Annotated in this window: 14 protein-coding genes and 3 tRNA genes; 6 read left to right on the forward strand and 11 right to left on the reverse strand. The window is 41.6% G+C overall.

Annotation, left to right across the window (positions count from 1 at the left end; translation table 11 throughout):
- Nucleotides 1-30: 30 nt before the first annotated feature.
- From MSWH1_RS04905 to MSWH1_RS04940, 8 genes are all read right to left on the reverse strand, one after another.
- Nucleotides 31-1086: a flippase-like domain-containing protein gene (locus MSWH1_RS04905; RefSeq protein WP_048126623.1), complete on the reverse strand. Its 1056-nt coding sequence runs from the start codon at nucleotides 1084-1086 to the stop codon at nucleotides 31-33.
- A 631-nt stretch (nucleotides 1087-1717) separates the two neighbouring features.
- Complete coding sequence (locus tag MSWH1_RS04910; RefSeq protein WP_048126626.1) at nucleotides 1718-2896, reverse strand: sugar phosphate nucleotidyltransferase; 1179 nt, start codon at nucleotides 2894-2896, stop codon at nucleotides 1718-1720.
- Between the two features lie 111 nt (nucleotides 2897-3007).
- A complete protein-coding gene (locus MSWH1_RS04915; protein WP_048126629.1) occupies nucleotides 3008-3406 on the reverse strand; it encodes a tRNA synthetase in 399 nt (132 codons plus the stop codon).
- Nucleotides 3407-3656: 250 nt separating this feature from the next.
- The gene (locus tag MSWH1_RS04920) at nucleotides 3657-4151 is read right to left on the reverse strand and encodes a peptidylprolyl isomerase (RefSeq protein WP_048126632.1); all 495 of its coding nucleotides are present in this window, start codon (nucleotides 4149-4151) and stop codon (nucleotides 3657-3659) included.
- 131 nt (nucleotides 4152-4282) lie between these two features.
- A complete protein-coding gene (locus MSWH1_RS04925) occupies nucleotides 4283-4831 on the reverse strand; it encodes a peptidylprolyl isomerase (RefSeq protein WP_048126635.1) in 549 nt (182 codons plus the stop codon).
- 3 nt (nucleotides 4832-4834) lie between these two features.
- Nucleotides 4835-5317 (reverse strand): peptidylprolyl isomerase, encoded by a 483-nt coding sequence (locus MSWH1_RS04930; protein WP_048126637.1) that lies wholly within the window; start codon nucleotides 5315-5317, stop codon nucleotides 4835-4837.
- A 193-nt stretch (nucleotides 5318-5510) separates the two neighbouring features.
- Nucleotides 5511-6161 carry an SdpI family protein gene (locus tag MSWH1_RS04935; RefSeq protein ID WP_048126639.1) on the reverse strand — a complete coding sequence of 217 codons (651 nt, stop codon included), beginning with the start codon at nucleotides 6159-6161 and terminating at the stop codon, nucleotides 5511-5513.
- Nucleotides 6162-6324: 163 nt separating this feature from the next.
- Nucleotides 6325-6894 carry an HdeD family acid-resistance protein gene (locus MSWH1_RS04940; protein WP_048126642.1) on the reverse strand — a complete coding sequence of 190 codons (570 nt, stop codon included), beginning with the start codon at nucleotides 6892-6894 and terminating at the stop codon, nucleotides 6325-6327.
- A 524-nt stretch (nucleotides 6895-7418) separates the two neighbouring features.
- On the opposite strand from MSWH1_RS04940, the gene MSWH1_RS04945 reads away from it, so the two are divergent.
- Nucleotides 7419-9869: a PGF-pre-PGF domain-containing protein gene (locus MSWH1_RS04945; RefSeq protein WP_052723134.1), complete on the forward strand. Its 2451-nt coding sequence runs from the start codon at nucleotides 7419-7421 to the stop codon at nucleotides 9867-9869.
- A 360-nt stretch (nucleotides 9870-10229) separates the two neighbouring features.
- On the opposite strand, the gene MSWH1_RS04950 is transcribed toward MSWH1_RS04945, so the two are convergent.
- A tRNA-Ala gene (locus MSWH1_RS04950) sits at nucleotides 10230-10301 on the reverse strand.
- Between the two features lie 227 nt (nucleotides 10302-10528).
- Here MSWH1_RS04950 and MSWH1_RS04955 point away from each other — a divergent pair.
- A tRNA-Ile gene (locus MSWH1_RS04955) sits at nucleotides 10529-10605 on the forward strand.
- A 62-nt stretch (nucleotides 10606-10667) separates the two neighbouring features.
- Nucleotides 10668-10741: transfer RNA gene (locus MSWH1_RS04960), tRNA-Ile, on the forward strand.
- A gap of 353 nt (nucleotides 10742-11094) precedes the next feature.
- Here the strand turns inward: MSWH1_RS04960 and MSWH1_RS04965 are convergent.
- Together MSWH1_RS04965 and MSWH1_RS04970 are read right to left on the reverse strand one after the other, a co-directional pair.
- Nucleotides 11095-11508 carry a transcriptional regulator gene (locus MSWH1_RS04965; protein ID WP_048126644.1) on the reverse strand — a complete coding sequence of 138 codons (414 nt, stop codon included), beginning with the start codon at nucleotides 11506-11508 and terminating at the stop codon, nucleotides 11095-11097.
- 607 nt (nucleotides 11509-12115) lie between these two features.
- Entirely contained in the window at nucleotides 12116-12517 is a 402-nt protein-coding gene (locus tag MSWH1_RS04970) for a transcriptional regulator (RefSeq protein ID WP_048126646.1), read from the reverse strand.
- A gap of 621 nt (nucleotides 12518-13138) precedes the next feature.
- Here MSWH1_RS04970 and hdrA point away from each other — a divergent pair.
- The 3 genes from hdrA to hdrB are packed head-to-tail and all read left to right on the forward strand — an operon-like array spanning nucleotide 13139 to nucleotide 17185.
- Nucleotides 13139-15580, forward strand: a complete 2442-nt coding sequence (gene hdrA / locus MSWH1_RS04975) for a ferredoxin:CoB-CoM heterodisulfide reductase subunit HdrA (protein ID WP_048126647.1) — start codon at nucleotides 13139-13141, stop codon at nucleotides 15578-15580.
- The gene (gene hdrC, locus MSWH1_RS04980) at nucleotides 15577-16287 is read left to right on the forward strand and encodes a ferredoxin:CoB-CoM heterodisulfide reductase subunit HdrC (RefSeq protein WP_048126649.1); all 711 of its coding nucleotides are present in this window, start codon (nucleotides 15577-15579) and stop codon (nucleotides 16285-16287) included. The genes hdrA and hdrC overlap by 4 nt, the downstream gene beginning before the upstream one ends.
- On the forward strand, nucleotides 16241-17185 hold the full coding sequence (gene hdrB, locus MSWH1_RS04985) for a ferredoxin:CoB-CoM heterodisulfide reductase subunit HdrB (protein ID WP_048126651.1): 945 nt from the start codon (nucleotides 16241-16243) through the stop codon (nucleotides 17183-17185). Before hdrC ends, hdrB begins: the two co-directional genes overlap by 47 nt.
- Nucleotides 17186-17548 lie beyond the last annotated feature (363 nt).

A 17548-nucleotide genomic window follows, 5' to 3' on the forward strand; every position in this document is an offset into this window, starting at 1 on the left:
CAGAGGTTTTTTCCTGTTCAAGATATTTTCTCAGGTGTTGTGCTGGGGTTCGGCGGTATCTCCTATCATTTTCTTAATAATGTCCATGTCCTTAATCACTTTCAGACTCATGAGCCCCCCTATTAAAAGGTTCATGTGGTATGTCAGGGTTCTCCAGGCAAGCACGGTAATTCCCAGAATGGATGAATCTACGAAAATAGAAAAAATAGAGGCCGCTCCTAATTCAGCAATCCCGCTTGCTCCCGGAGTTGCGGGTATTACCATTATAACAGCCAGGAGCACTTGGGCTGCAAAGGCGGTGAGAATTGAAGGTGTTTGTGAAAGACCCGTAAGGATCAGGACGAGTATTGAAAATTCGACGGTCCAGAAAATAAAAGTACAGGCAATTCCCCAGAAAAGCCCTCTCTTTCCTTCTGTAAAAAAGACCCTTATACTGTCATGAAAATGGTCTATTTCCCTGTCTATCTGTTCCATGAGGTGTGAAACTGCAGCATCTGTCTTTTTTCCAAAAAAAGGGGCAATCTTGCTTGTCAGCCTGTGAGTTACGTATTTTACTTTTTCGGGCTTCCAGATCCCGTAAATAAAGAAAACAAGGAGCACAAAGACAAGGACATTTGCTGTTAATAAAGCTGCATCAAATTCATAATTCGAAAGAATGTCCCCAAGAATGTATAAGGCAAAAGGCAGACAGGAGAAGATGAAGATGGCGTCAAGCAGGCGTTCCCCTACAACGATTGCAGTAGCCTTTCCTATTGGAATTTTGTTCCTGCTCAGGCCGTGGACTCTCAGGAGCTCTCCACCTGCAGAAGAAGGAGTAATTCCTGCTAAAAAAGTACTTGAAATAACTATCTCTGTCATTTTCAGGACACTTATTCGGTATCTTAAGGCTTTGCAGAGAGCCCTGGTCCGCAGCCCCCAGATTAAGTATGAGCTAATGTGAAGGATGGCAGCTGCCAAAATGTACTCCAGCTTTATCCTTCGCAGGGCTTCAACAGTTTCAGAGTTAAAAGTCAAGCCTGTAACCAGGGCAATTGATACTGCGCTGATAACCAGCGATCCGATAAGCCATTTTTTATACCTGGTCATAAATCCTCTGAAGGAAATCCGTTAAATCTTTAGATTTAGTGGGCAGTCGACTGAAATCTCTTAATTTTATTAGTTAGTAGGCGTGTTATCTTATTTAAGGAACCCTTTTTCTCCGATATATGCTAAACGGTACAAAAGAAGTTGGGTGTATCTTGTGAATTGTTATCTCAAGTTACTTGTACTAAAAAATAAGGAACTGGAAATCATCTGTATCAGATATGGTATTTGTCTCCCGGCACACGGTTGAGGTCCGGCATCGGGTTTCCAGCCAGTTTTATTTTTTGTTTTTATCTACTGTACGCAGGCGGGACCAAACGAAGCGTGGCGCGTGGAAAGAAGATTTGAAACGTCATATCGGGGCATTTCAGAATAAATACCAGCCAATTAAAAAAGGGGTGCCGAAATGATAATATTCGAATAAAAATCCGGCAGAGAGCCTGTGGAAAATCGCAAAATCACAAAAAAATTTGGATTAGCGTTGAAAACTCAATTTGAATTTGCAAGAAACCCGTATTTCCAGGCTATGAATAATTTATAATTGGGTCCGGAAAAATCTGGAACATATCTTTTGACCTGAAGTTATGAGTTTTACATGGAATACGGGTTTCGATGCAGATCTCTATGCAGATTTTCAGGAGCCTTCGTTTGTAGTATCATATTTCGAATTGACAACAGTATCCTTTATGCTAGAATTCTTCTCGATCACTACTTCAGGCCAGATCTTTACTCCTGAATGTATGGTAGAATTGTTCCCTATAACGACTTTATGTCCGATTACGGTTCCATTCTCCAGGCTGCATTTTTCTCCTACAGCGGTTTCATCCGCAACTACAGCTCCAGAGATATTGGAGTTTTTACCTATGGATACACCATCAAAAAGGTACGAAGAAAGAATCTTTGCATTATTATCGATAGTACAGTTTGCACCTATCACGCTGTAAGGCCCGATAAGGACGCTATCGCCAATTACAGTGTTTTCCCCTATGACAATGGGCCCGACGAGTGAAGAATTCGAACCTATCGATACATTGTTTCCTATGGATAGGGGGCCTCGTATTCTTGCGTTTCTTGTTGTGAAGTTTCCTTCTATTGTGGTTCCAGGAAGTGCATCGAGCATCCAGCGCTGGGCCTGCCTATAGGCTGCCGAACTCCCTACATCAGTCCATTTTCCCCGGACAAGCATGCCGTTAATTCTCTTATCTGCTGCAAGCAGGGCAGGGAAAAGGTCTTTTGCAAAATCATACTTTTTATTTTCAGGGATCCAGTCGAAAATTTCAGGGTCACAGATGTAAATGCCTGTACTTGCAAGATTGCTGAAAATCTGGCCGGATTTGGGTTTTTCGAGGAAGCGGTGGATCCGGTTATTTATATCCATATCCGCAATCCCGAATTCCCTCGGGTCATCAATGGAAAGGAGTCCTATGGTCACTATCGCATCGTTTGTTTCGTGGAAGCGGTACATCTCCCTCAGGTCGAGGTTAAGGACGTGGTCTCCCCCAAGCACAATAAAAGGCTCATTTTTCAGGTATTTTTCAGCATTTTTTACCCCGCCCGCTGTCCCCATCTTCTCTTTCTCATACACATAATCGATGTGTACTCCGAACATGTGTCCATCTCCGAGCTGTTCCTCTATATGTTCTCCCATATATCCCAAGGTCATAACTATTTCATTGAACCCTTCCCTTGAAAGGTGCTCTATCAGGTGCCTGACTGATGGTTTATTGAGAATCGGTATGCTCGGTTTCGGGTGTTTGAAGGTCAGCGGCCTGAGCCTTGTCCCTGTGCCTCCGCACATGATACATGCTTTCATATTTTCTCCGATGTTGTTCTATGGATATATTGTTAACGATCTGTTCTTCCGATTTTATAGCGCTTATTGATGACGATTATTTCAAGGTAATATCTTCTTGCCTTTCTACTATTATTTCAGAACAATATCCTCTTTTCGTTCCACTTTGATTTCCCTTTTTCCTTCATACTCAGAAACAGTGCCTGTTATGTTGATGAAGTCCCCTTCATTGATTAATTCGTTCAGGACATCAGCACCCGCTGTCTTCGGAATAAATATGCTCAGGACTTCGGAGTTAAAGTTCACTTCTAAAAGCAGGTGGTCTCCGGTATAAGTAAATCGTTTACTTAAAACCTCGGCATCAAGAGATACTTTTTCCCCTACTTCAGATTCGTGGGTGTACTGCAGGGCTTTTCCTTCTGACTGTTGTCCAGCTCCTGCAAGTTCCTGCCCGAAGAACAGGTACGCGGTCGAAAGAGATGACAATGCCATCACGAGCAACACTACCACGACTTTCTCTTCCTTTTCCATCTCCCATCACTTTCCAGTTTTTGGACCCTAAAATTAACTTATAGTGCATTATCTTGAATAAATTTATTTCAAGGATCAACAAGGTGAATTTATTTCAAGGATCAACAAGGTGAATTTATTTCAAGGATCAACAAGGTGAATTTATTTCAAGGATCAACAAGGTGAATTTATTTCAAAGATCAGCTAGATTAATTTATTTCAAAGATCAGCTAGATTAATTTATTTCAATGGTTAACTGTATACATTTATTTCAGGACAAGCTTACATTTCCAGATCCGTTCACAATGGAGACAAGTCTCATCTCAAGGATCAGGGTTTTGCCTGCAAGTTCATGGTTGAAGTCAAGGATTGCGTAAGTTTCCGTGGAATCGATCACTTTAACTTCCCTTCCCCCGGGTGTTATTATTATTTTCCCTGCTTTTGGAGGCTCCTTGAGCTCAAGCCTTGAAAGAGGAATTTTCTGAACCAGATAATCTTTATATTCTCCGTAGGCTTCTTCAGGTGCGATTTTAAGGGTTTTTTCTTCTCCTTCTCGCATTCCAAGAACCCCTGCATCGATACCTTTTATCACCTGACCAGTGTATGCTCTGAAAAAGAAAGGCCCGTATTTTTTTTCTTCACTATATATTCCAGCTTCAAGAGCTTTTTCTTTTAAGGTGGTATCGAATACTGTTCCATTCTCAAGCTTTCCAGTATAATCAATAAGGAGATAATCTCCCTTCTCCACAGTACGAGAGTTCTCCATTATCCTTTCTCCTGATAATTTTTTCTTTACAGTTTTTCTGGCAGTTCTTTATCTTTTTCTGGCTGCCAGTGGGTTCATCTTTTTTAAAAAAATATATGCCGGATTTTAAGCCGGTTTAACTGACTCAAGCCTCATTCTATTGAAATAAGCTTTATATCAAAAATAAGGGTCTTGCCTGCGAGTTCGTGGTTTGGGTCTAAAGTAACATGCGTTTCATTCACATCAATGACTCTGAAAGTGTTCCCGTACATACTGCTGAATGTCTGTCCTACTTCAGGTTTCACTGACAGGTTCAGGTCCTCAAGGGAGATTGTCTGAATTTTAGCTTCATCATATTTTCCGTAAGCTTTTTCGGGGGGAATTGTAAAGGTCTTTTCTTCTCCTATTTTCATTCCTATTACGCCTTCGTCAAAACCCTTGATCAACTGGCCCGAACCAACCTTAAAGGTCAGGGGAACATAGTTTTTCTGTTCTGTGTATATACCTGCCTCTTTTGCGATTTCTTCTATGGAAGTATCAAAAACAGTACCATCTTTTAATTTCCCAGTATAGTCCACCTGAATTGTGTTTCCGGTTTTTACAACATTACCGTCTCCACTGCCCGCGCATCCACTTCCGAAAAGAATGCTCCCAATGAGCAGAACGCATATTATTAAAGTTTCCCTCCTCCCTGCCCTCATTTTTTATTCCTCCATCGAAACAACTTTTATTTTGAATATCAGGGTCTTGCCTGCAAGCTCATGGTTGAAGTCCACAATGAAGTTTTCCTCGCTTACCTCTGTGATAGTGCCTCTGAGCCCTGTTTCTGTGGCCAACTGCATCCCCACTTCCGGGGTAAAATCAACAGCATTACGTGGCAGTTCTCTTGCGTACTCTTCCATATATTCTCCGTACGCTTCCTCGGGAGGGATTTCAAGAGTTTTTTCTTCTCCCATTTTCATTCCGACAACACCCTCGTCAAAGCCTTTAATCATCTGTCCGGCTCCCACGGTGAATGTCAGAGGTTTGTAGTCTCTCATTTCATTGTATATCCCTGCCTCAGTGGCAGCTTCCTTTTCTGATGTATCGAAAACTGTACCATCTTCCAGTTTTCCCACATAATCAACGGAAATAGTATCTCCGTTTTCGACTGGTTTGTTTGAATCTATAATTATATCTTCAGTCATAACGATCAATATGACAAAATGAGAGCATGTTAGATAAAAGTAATGATAAATAAGGCTTTAGAAACCGGTTAAAATGATTCCCGGAAATGGCAAACACAGGAATCTTTATACTTTATTTTTTAAGTTTTGATCAGGAATTTCAATTTATCTAAGCTCCTTTTTTCAGTTCTTTTCTCTTTTTCACTTCCTTATTTTACTCTCTTTCATTTTCTTTAAGTTCCTTTTGATATTCAACATATGAGTAAACAACAGTAAACCCGGCTACAAATATTACAGGTACAAGGATGAAGTAGATTGCAAGTTCCGGAAAAAAAGCCCCGAAGATTGCTACTATTCCTGCTATCTTGAATAGTTTCCCTCCAAGCCTGTTAATTCTTTTCCATACCCTATCGCTGCTGAGAGTCCAGGGAATCCTGATTCCGATGAACCAGTTCCGCTCCGTATTTTCCGTAAGGATTCCTATATAATAAAACAGAAGTCCTATCCCTGTAGGAAGTACGACATTGGGGCTGATCCGAATTCCTGTGTTCCAGAGCAGTGTCTGGAGATGGACTGCAACCATAAACAAAATCAGTATCACTATAAACCCGTCATAACACTTTCTGAATTTTGCGATATTTTCTTTTTTCGGGTCAATTTTCGGAATTACCAGGAACATAATTACAATACCCGTTATCAGTAACGGCATGAAAAAGAGCCCCCAGAGTTTCGACATATAGCCGTCTACTTCTCCCTGTGAGTTCCAGTGAGTTGCCATCTGTTCAGGTACATGCGGATAAAAATAGATTGAAAGGATAAAGGAAAGAAGAACCAGTCCTGTTATTGTTACTGTACCTTTTCGCATGTAAATTCTTTAAATTTTTCAGATATTTAAATGTGGAGTTCTTAAAGGCCTGCAGTGCTAATGGACCGTCTCCTGCCCCGGCACGAAATCTGTCACTGCATCTTACATTGCATCTATAGTCGTGAATGCTTCTCAGTCTTCAAGTTTTCTATTTTTAGAATCTTTATCCAGGATATGAAGTGTTTTTCCCGGATTTCATTCTAAACCCGTCAATCAATGCTGCAACCCCGCCTATTACAAGGGAAATCCCGTATATCCAGGGCAGGACAACGGCACCTGCCAGAGGGTTAACCAGCAGGAGTATCCCAAGGACAATTGTCAGGAGTCCGAGGATTGCCATTCCCAGTCCGTCGCCTTTGAGTGCCCAGATAAGTCTTATTGCCCCGTATATAATACTCCAGATTCCGAGTATGATTACGAAAAACGACAGAATTACAAAGGGGCTGTATGGGTACACAAATACCATAATACCGATAAGGATGCCTATGGTACCAGAGAGCAGTTTCCAGCCCATGTTCTCTCTGTCTATTAGCAGTGAAATGATTGAAATAACTCCTCCCAGAAACCAGAAGATCCCGAGAATCTGAACCAGTGTTATGGTTGTTACTACGGGCGAAAATAACAGAAATAAGCCAATGATGACGGTAATAATTCCTTCCAGTACAACCAGCCACCAGGGGACCTGCAGTACCTCATATCTCACAGCACGGTATTCTACAGCTTCCTGTTCCATATACTTACCTCCAGAGTTGCTTTATATAGTAAATTTGATGCCGTCGGCTACCCCGATAAAAAATTACAGGTATCGAAACGTTATGTCTAGCTGAAGTACGAAGTTTTCTGACTCTTCTGCATACCCCACTCAGGTAGAAGAGTAATCTCTAATCTCTATTATCTATTATATATTGGCCCTTATATAAATCAGCGAGTATTTATTTATTTTCTAATGTTCTGTGCTGTGTGCAGTCACACATAGGTCATGCCTCATAACTGGCAAAATTCTTTTTTGAACGCCCCAGATTATCTAAAAAATCACACATTATTAATAAAAATGTAGGGTAATTTAGTTAATTTTATATCACATTGTCAATTTCGTAAAATAAATTAATCTTAAAACTCAAGAAGTATGACTCAAGATGTTTTTATTCTTTAAATACAGTGTCACAACCATACAATGTATCTTATTCAGTTTAAAAATGGGGATTTGTGATAACTATTGATGTTGAGATGCTAAAATAGTTTGTAGGGGTTTTTCTTGTGTGGCAAATAAAAAGATTATTATTGATTCTATTTACAGTGGCTCTTGCACTTCAGGCTATTGCTGGTAGTGCAGCTGCGACTACATTCTACGTGGACGACGATGGGCCTGGAAATTACACGACAATCCAGGTCGCCTTAACTGATTCGGTTGATGGAGATACGATAATTGTAGAGTCAGGGACTTACTCAGGCAGGATTTCTGTAGAAAAAAGTGTAATTATAAGAGGCTCTTCCGACTATCCCACAATTGTAGATGGTTTTGATATATATGTCCCTGAAGTCCAGGTGGATGGATTCACCATCAAAGACAGAGTTCAGTTTGATGGGGGAGGAGGAGCCTGCAAAATCAAGAATAATAAATTTGATGGATGTGGTATAAGTATTGGCAACAACTATGCCTGTGGAAATCAGATCATAATGAATAACTCCTTCATAGACAGCTCAGTTGGCATATCAACATTTGATAGCATTTCTAACATAATTACTGGAAACACATTCCAAAGCTGTGATACGGGGATATCACTTTTATCTGGTGGTGGTGGTCACGTTATTACCGGAAATACCATAACAAACTGTGATATCGGCATACGTTTAACCGACGAATCTGCTACAATTTATAATAACTATTTTAATAATAAAGTTAACCTGTATGCAGTGGATGAATGGGCAACAAGCTCTCTAAATTCTACCAAAATAAAAGAGACTAACATTATAGATGGTCCTTATATCGGCGGTAACTTCTGGGGTACTCCCGAAGGAGATGGTTTCTCTCAAACCCAGTTAGATGTTAATGGCGATGGTATCGCTGAAAAAGCATACCGGATCAATGAGAAAAATATTGATTATATGCCTCTGGTAACTCCCAGGACCGAGCCTGCACCGGTAGTTCCTGTAGCAAATTTCCAGACAAACATCACCCAGGGACCTGCTCCTCTTGCTGTCCAATTTACCGACATTTCACAGGATACAACATCAAGGACCTGGGATATTAACAATGACGGAATCGAGGACTCAATTGAGGCAAGCTTTGTTCATGTATACACAGTTCCAGGAACTTACACCGTTAATCTGACTGCAATCAATGAAAACGGCACAGCCTCAAAAACTGCTGTCATAACTGTGCTGGAGGAAGAAATTGCTATCATTCCTGTAGCAAACTTCAATATGAATGTTACCAGTGGACCTGCTCCCCTTTCTGTTCTCTTTACTGACCTATCACAGGATACAACATCAAGGACCTGGGATATTAACAATGACGGAATCGAGGACTCAATTGAGGCAAGCTTTGTTCATGTATACACAGTTCCAGGAACTTACACCGTTAATCTGACTGCAATCAATGAAAACGGCACAGCCTCAAAAACTGCTGTCATAACTGTGCTGGAGGAAGAAATTGCTATCATTCCTGTAGCAAACTTCAATATGAATGTTACCAGTGGACCTGCTCCCCTTTCTGTTCTCTTTACTGACCTTTCACAGGATACAACATCAAGGACCTGGGATATTAACAATGACGGAATCGAGGACTCAATTGAGGCAAGCTTTGTTCATGTATACACAGTTCCAGGAACTTACACCGTTAATCTGACTGCAATCAATGAAAACGGCACAGCCTCAAAAACTGCTGTCATAACTGTGCTGGAAAGTAGCTCCAGTGACAATAACAGTTCCAGTGACAGTAGCAGCTCCAGTGGAGGAAGCAGTGGAGGAAGCAGTGGAGGAAGTAGTGGAGGAAGCAGTGGAGGAAGCAGTGGTGGTGGTGGCGGTTCTCCTGAATCTTCAAGAAACATTGAAGTAAAGGAACTTTCCCAGGTCTTCATTACAAACGGAAAAGCTATACAGTTTGACTTCACGAAGAAAGCAACCTGTGTTGTGTATGTGGGTTTTGATTCAAAGAAGACCGTGGGTAAAACCACAACCATTATTGAACAGTTAAAAAATAAATCTACCCTTGTCTCAGGGCTACCTTCGGATGAAGTCTATAAGTTCTTTAACATATGGGTTGGCAACAGCGGGTTTGCAACCTCTAAGAATATCGAAAACCCGGTCATCTGTTTCAAGGTTGAAAAGATCTGGATACAGGATAAAATGATAGACCAGGCTTCTATTGCCCTCAACAGGTACAGTGACGAAAAGTGGGAGCAGCTGTCGGTCAAACTTTCAGGTGAAGATGCAACTTATCTGTACTTCACGGCTAATGTCCCGGGTTTCTCCTCTTTTGCAATAACAGGGACATCAAAAGGTGCCTCTGAAAAAGTGACCGAAAAAGGTACTGCTCTGGAAACTCGGTCCCTGCAGGACGGGGGCAATGAAAGTACAGGTTTGGGCACGGATGCAGAGCAGAGCGAGAGCACAAATTTCTCTGGCTCCCCCCCAGTTTATGGTATAATAGGTATACTCTTTTTAGGCTTGATATGTGCTATCATTTATATACAGCTCCCAAAATAAGAAAATGAAAATGGAGTGCTCCACAGCGTTTCATATTATCCCATTTTTTGTGAGGAAAGGTTGATTATCATTTCAACCAGTAAACCGTTTTTACTTTTGGATTTTCTCTTTTTTCATTTAACGGTGGACAATTACTCTTTTCTCATTGTTTCCTTCATCCATATATGAGTACCAAAAGTTTCCAGGATTTTTTCGTGATCAGAAACTTGATTGATTCTCCAGAAGCCAGGATTCAAAGAATCAAATTTTTAGATCTAGATCGGCTTATATACAAAACAACTTTAAAAAAGGCATTCTATTTTTAAAAAGGAATTGACCTGGTAAAAACGAGATACTTTAGAAATATTAATTATTTTTAAGTGGACCGGTCGGGAATTGAACCCGAGGCCTCTACCATGCCAAGGTAGCGATCTTCCCCTGATCTACCGGCCCATGTAACGTTTTGCTTTGTCAGCACTCCCTCATACACTCAGTATCGTATATAAAACTGTCGCCATAAAGGCTCAGCTTCCTGTAAATAAAATTTAGGGTATGGAGAATTTTGAATATTCGAGCAAAAGTTATAAGTAGTAATTCGAGTATTAGAAGTGTTGTCGGATTGGGATGCTTTCCCTAAAAAAGCCTTTCAACTCCGGTAATTCGAAAAAAACCTGATATATGGGCCCGTAGCTTAGCCTGGTGGAGCGCACGGCTGATAACCGTGAGGTCCTGCGTTCGAATCGCAGCGGGCCCACCACAAATCAACAATCTCTTTTCGGAGAACTTTCAGGTTTTTTAAACTGCATTTACATTCATTTCGGGCCCGTAGCTTAGCCTGGTGGAGCGCACGGCTGATAACCGTGAGGTCCTGCGTTCGAATCGCAGCGGGCCCATATATTTATTCACAACTTTTTTATTCATAACTTTTTTAAAGCTGTTTTCTTCTTTTGTACCATTAATAAACGACTTAATCAGCAAATGACGTTTTATGGGTCAGAAATATTGCAGAAAAGTATTGCAGAAATGTATTGCAGAAAAGTATTGCAGAAAAGTATTGCAGAAATGTATTGCAGAAATGTATTGCAGAAAAGTTATAGAATCTAAAAAGCTGTTGGTAAGGAAAAAAAGTGAGGGTGGGGGAAGTCCCCTTTAAGATAGAACGGCTTCCCGGTAATAGAAGTCCAGGCAATTTGAGGTATGAAATCCTGCACCTGACTTCAGGCCATTCTACTCCCTATCATAAATTTCAGGCAATGTGCTTCAGAAGTTCAATATTTTTCAGCACAAGTCTGCTTTCGGCTATGATTTCTTCTTCGATCTTGCTGACAATGCAGTCCATTGGGACTGTTAGCCTGTATAGCTTGATCGGTCTGCCCTTACCTTTTGATTTCTTTTCTTCCCGGATGTTAATCCAGTTGTTTTCGCGGAGGTACCGCATTGCAACACTGACTTCCGGCTGTCTCAGGCCAGATACCATTTCGATGCTCTGGGAAGAGATTTCCCTTCCTTTTGCAAGGCAGGCAAGGGTAAGAGCAATTGGTCTGTTGATGTTGATCTTTCTAAATAATTCAATCATTTCATATTCGCTTGATCCCATGGATAAGGGAGCCTCATTCATTATGTTAGTAGTTTCTATAGCTAAACCACTTTCATCTACCATTAAATCACCCGAAGAACCATTATAGAGTGAATTAATATAAATATTTACTTATGCTTTGTTTTTAATATATGTTAATTAATAATTATATTTCCAACTGTCTTCTTTGTTAACATTCCTTCTAATCTGGCGAATGATCATGTTTTACTCAATTGTGAAGTAGTTAACCTGTTCGGGACATTCTTCTACATAAACGGTATGAGTACCCTGATTATCCAGTAAATAGCTGATTTAAGCAAAAAGAATGTCAAATTATTCGAGTAGAAATTATTTGAGTTGAAATAATAAGTTGTAGAAATAATAAGTTGTAGAAATAATAAGTTGAAGAAACAATGGATGATTGAAACCTTGAATAATTAACTGAGTGACCTTTGAGGTCTCAATGGATGATTGAGACCTTGAATAATTAACTGAGTGACCTTTGAGGTCTCAAACCTGAACCTGAAAAAAAAGAGAAAGCAAAAAGGATAAGAAATCCTTAATTAAACTGCCCAGTTTGTGGAGAGGTATTCCCCGGTTATATAATCAGATTTTTAATTTGAGAATGAACTTTTTACATATGAAACTGTAGGAATAATCCGCATTAATCTCACCTTTTTTCGCAGATTCTTCAGGAAAGGTTCTTGAGACGTTCTATGTTCTGGAATATGGTCTTGCTCTCAGCAATGACGTTTTCTTCTATTGTGTTAATGATTGTTTCCATCTGGACTGTCAGTTTGTAGAGCTTTACCGGCCTACCCTTGCCCTGGTTCTTTTTTTCTTCTCTCATATCCACCCAGTCATTTTCACGAAGGTAGCGCATTGCAATACTGACTTCTGGCTGTCTCAGACCTGATACCATTTCTATACACTGGGAAGAAATCTCTTCTCCTTTTGAGAGGCATGCAAGAGTTAAAGCGACCGGTCTGTTTATATTAAGCCTCCTCAAAAGCTCGACCATTTCGTACTCAACCTCTCCCATTTTTAAATCATTGTCTTCTGATGTTAGCCCATTATCTGCCACAACTATCATCTGCCGTTTGTACCGGTAGAACGCCTCATATTTGGCTCCGGTATCATGTTTTATCCAGTATCATCAGATCATAGAAATATATTATTTTCAAACGAACAACTTTACGAATTTTTTTATCAATCATTTCAAAGGATAATTTCAAATGGCTGTATTTGAATTTTTATTCCCTTCGCTTAATTTTTCTTCGTTTAATATATCTCTATCTCTTGAAATTTAAAAGCTGAGGAAGTGCCTGACGAATCTGGCATCTCAGTTGGTTTAAATAATAATACTCTCTCCCTATATATAATTATATGCATATAAAATCTTTCTGATAATAAGGGGCCCTAAATTTATTTACAAAATCTATGGGATGGCAGAGTAATGAATAAACCGGGCAATTTGATTTTTTGCAGTTCTTCATCCAGATATATATAGGATTAAAACAATTGATAACATATATTATCCCTAATCTGAGGATTTTTACCAGAGTACAACTGAAACAAATTGGCGTTAAAATCTCTTTTTTCTCTCTGATTTATCCTGATTTTGCTACTATGTCTCATCAAATGTCCTTTTTGGGTTAATTAACCTCCCATTTCCGGCAAACCTTATATACAAATCCCTGAAAGATTTAGAATAATGACTGATGGGACGACTGACAGGCTGGACAAAGCTGCCGTATTTATCTGCCACTGCAGCGGGAACATTTCCGAACACGTTGATATAGATGCTGTAAAAAAAACCCTTAAGGCAGAAGGGGTCTCGGTTTTTGATTATGAGTACCTGTGCTCAAGCCAGGGGCAGTCCCTGATTAAAAATAAGATTATGGAAAGGAATCTGGACAGGGTAGTAATAGGTTCGTGCACTCCTTCCAAGCATGGCACTCTCTTTAAAAAGTGCATTCAGGAAACCGGATTGAACAGGGCAGGGCTTGAAATTGCAAATCTGAGGGAACAGTGTGCCTGGGTGCATCCTGACAGAACAGGAGCTACTGAAAAAGCTCTTTCTCTCCTGCGGGCAAAACTGAAACGCCTGGAAAACATAGAGCTCCTGGAAGAAATTAAAGTGGATATTACTCAGCAGGCCCTTGTTATAGGTGGGGGGATAGCAGGAATTACAGCTGCGCTGAACCTTGCAGATAACGGGATTTCCACCTTCCTTGTTGAAAAAGATTCAAGTATAGGCGGGCAGATGGCGAAAATCGGAAAGATATTCTCTCCTGATAAGCTTGCGGAAGAGTGTGCAATGTGTTCACTCAGCCCGCTGATGAATGAAGTTGCAGCCCATCCGAAAATTACACTTTTGACCTGGACAGAAGTTGAAAGCCTGAGCGGAAGCGCAGGAAACTTTACTGTCAGGTTGAAGAAGAAACCAAGATATGTGAAAGACAGCTGCACAGCATGTGGAAGGTGCAGCCGTGTTTGTCCTACTCTGGTTGAAGATGAGTTCAACTGCGGCTATATGGACAAAAAGGCAATTTCTCTTCGTTTCTCTCAGTCAGTCCCCAAAATCTACTGTATTGATCCCAATTATTGCCTCCAGTTAAAGGGGGAAACCTGCGGAAAATGTGCAGATGCCTGTAAAAACGGAGCAATTGATTTTTCCCAGAAAGAAGAAATTGTTGAACTTAATGTAGGTGCAGTTGTTGTTGCTACCGGGTTTGAGGAGTATGACGCATCCCAGAAACCCCAGTATGGATATGGGATTTTTGAAAATGTGCTGACCCAGATGGAACTTGCCCGAGTCCTCGGCATCAATGGCCCTACAAAAGGGGAACTTTTGAGAATCTCCGATTTCAGTAAAGCTTCTGCATTTACAACTCCTACAGCCTGTACTTCAGGGCGCGAAAGTTCCTCTGACCCTTCCCCTGATCCTTCTTCTGAACCTTTCCCAGGTCCCGAAACGCCTAAAAGAATAGTCATGATCCAGTGCGTGGGCTCAAGGGACGAAAAAGAGGGGGGAAACTGCTACTGCTCCAGATACTGTTGTATGGCGGCTCTGAAACACGCAAGCCTGGTTAAGAAAAAATATCCTGAAGTGGAAATCACAATTTGCTATATTGACATGAGGGCTTTTGGTTTTTACGAAAACTATTACCGTGCAGTTCAGGAAACCGGAGTCAACTTTGTGAGGGGAAGGCCTGCCGAAGTTGTAGAAAAACCGGACAAGAGCCTTGTTGTAAGGATTGAAGATACCCTTGACCAGAAAATGAAGGAACTTCCTGCCGATCTGGTTGTGCTTTCCGCAGCAATGGTGCCTTCTTCCGGGACCAGGAAAATTGCAAGTGTGCTGAACCTGAGCCAGGACGAAAGCGGTTTTATTAAGGAAAGGCACTCCAAATTAAAACCCGTAGACAGTTCCCTTGACGGAATCTTTGTTTGCGGCACTGCCCAGAGTCCTAAAGACGTTACGGATACCATTGCCCAGGCCGGACTTGCAGCTATAAGGGCAAGGGCTTTCATTACGGACAGTCCGAAGGTACTGGATAATGAAATTGCAGTTGTCAACCAGCTGCTTTGCACGCGCTGTGGAGAATGTCTTAAATGCCCCTTCGAGGCTTTCTCCTTGAATGAGAGTGGAAGGGTTGTTCTTGATCCTCTTATCTGCACGGGCTGTGGGTACTGTACCGAGCTCTGCGAGGACGGAGCTGTCCAGATCGCAGGCTTTACGAAACCCCAGCTGAAAGCCGAGATGGAGGGTGTGCTTGAAGAAGGAGATGTGCTTGGTTTTGTAAACAGCGGAATTTCTTCTCTTACCTGTGATAATATCGGTAACAGTGTGCTCACATACCCTTCAAATGTCAAATTGATTAAGGTCCCTACATGTCTGGTAGTGGACAGAGACCTGGTGCTTCATGCTTTTAAGCATGGGGCGTCTTCTGTCCTTTTTGTAGAAGACCCACCTGACAGCCCGAGAGCAGAGATAATATATCCTCTTACTACCAGGCACGTTGAAAAACTCAAAGAAGAACTTGGAGATTCAGGAAACCGGATCTATTTCAAAAAAACCTATGTCCCGAACACAAAAGGGCTTGCAGGAACTTTTACTCGCCTTGCTCGGGAAAGAGAGGTGATCAGATGAAGCCATATGTAAACAAATTCGATACCCCCGAGTGTAAAACTCTTGCAGAGACCGCAAAAAAAAGTATCCGAACCCCTGAATCCATGGGACTGGACCGCTGTATTCAGTGCGGAGCCTGCACTGCTTCCTGTCCTGCAGCCCGGTTTACGGACTACAGCCCCCGGCAGATTGTAAAAAAGGTGATAGAAAACGATCGCAGTGTGCTTGAATCTGAGATGATCTGGTCCTGCTTCTACTGCTATTCCTGCAATTTGCGCTGTCCCAGGAACAACAGCCCTGTAACCATCGTGAAAGTGCTGCGGCAGATGGCTATCAACGAAGGAATCGGGGTTGAAAAGCTTGCCTATTTCCTTGAGATTGGAGAAATCCTTGCAGAAAACGGAGCCAGCAAGGTCCCTGGCGCCGGTGTCAAGAATATGGAAAAAGACCTTGGAGAGCGCTGGATTGGAATTAAAAGGAATCTGGAGCCCATCCGTTCCGAACTGGGGCTCAGTGCCAGGGATGTCAGAAATACCCATGGGGAAGTCCAGGCTATTCTTGAGAGCACGGGTTATTTTGAAAGGGAAAAATGGATTAAATCAAGGATCCAGGAAAACAAAATTCATGGGCCCCTGAAGCCCGACGGGACTAAAAACGAAAAAAAACGGGGAGGCTTCGGCTTTGAAAGCGATAGAGAGTATACCGGACAGCAAGCTCTTACTGTTTAAGAGCTGCATGGTCGGGCAGGAATACCCTGGGATAGAAACCGCCACAGCTTACGTGTTTGACCGGCTCGGGGTAAATTATTGTGTAAACGATGAGCAGTCCTGCTGCACGGGGATCGGGCACTACACCGATGTCTTTGAAGGGCTCACAACAGCAGCCATTGCAGCCCGGAACTTTGCAGTTGCCAGAAGGTGCGGGTATCCCAACATAACCTGTCTCTGTTCAACCTGTTATGCCGTAAATAAGGATGCATGTGAACTCCTTAACAACAACGCTGAGGTCCGGGAAAAAGTCAACTCCATCTTCAGAGAAAAGGGCTTCGATGACCTTATCTATGAAAAGGGCGATATGAACCCGCGGACCAACATCTATCATGCAGTTGAGGTCCTCCTGAGTAAAGTCAGCCGGATCCCTGAAGAGAAGAAATTCGATTTTTCAGGAGTTAAAACAGCTTCTCATCATGCCTGCCATTATTATAAAGTTAAATACCTTGATGTAGTCGGAAACCCCGAAAACCCCCAGCTTATAGATACGGTAGCCGAAGCCTGCGGGGCATCCCCTGTCCGCTGGTACGAAGACCGCTCTCTTACCTGCGGAATGGGCTTTTCTCAGATCCACCTTAATAAAAACACCTCCCTTCAGGTAACCAAAGCCAAACTGGACAGCCTTCAGAAAGTCGGGGTGGAGTTGATGCTTCACATGTGCCCGAACTGCCAGATCCAGTATGACCGCTACCAGCCTGTAATTGAAAAAGAGTTTGGGGTAAAATACGACATGGTACACATGAATATTGCCCAGTTCGTAGCTCTTTCAATGGGAGCAGACCCCTACAAAGTATGCGGTTTCCAGACTCACTCCGTGCCTCTGGAAGGTTTTCTTGAAAAGGCCGGTATAATCTAAAAACCTGATTTAAAGTTTAACCGGTCATCTTTTTTATTTTGATTTTTCCCAATTAATTTTCTGGCTTTGCCGAAATTTGTTTTCTAACTTTAAAATGTATAACAAACAAATCTACCTCAGAAACGTTTATCTAAAGGCTGACTTTTTCCAGATATACAATACAATCATTGGTGTAAGAATCAAAAATAGTCCCAAAACACTACCTACCAGTGAATACCATAAAAATAACAAAAATCACAACGCACAATACTATGAAGCCTATAATAGCTTTAGCTAATTTTTCCATAATCAACCAATCCTTCTACTACTTATTTTAACCTAATTTCTATTGTCAACCTGCCAAAAGCAGGGTATTAAAATATC

The organism is Methanosarcina sp. WH1, from assembly GCF_000970005.1.
Lineage (GTDB): Archaea > Halobacteriota > Methanosarcinia > Methanosarcinales > Methanosarcinaceae > Methanosarcina.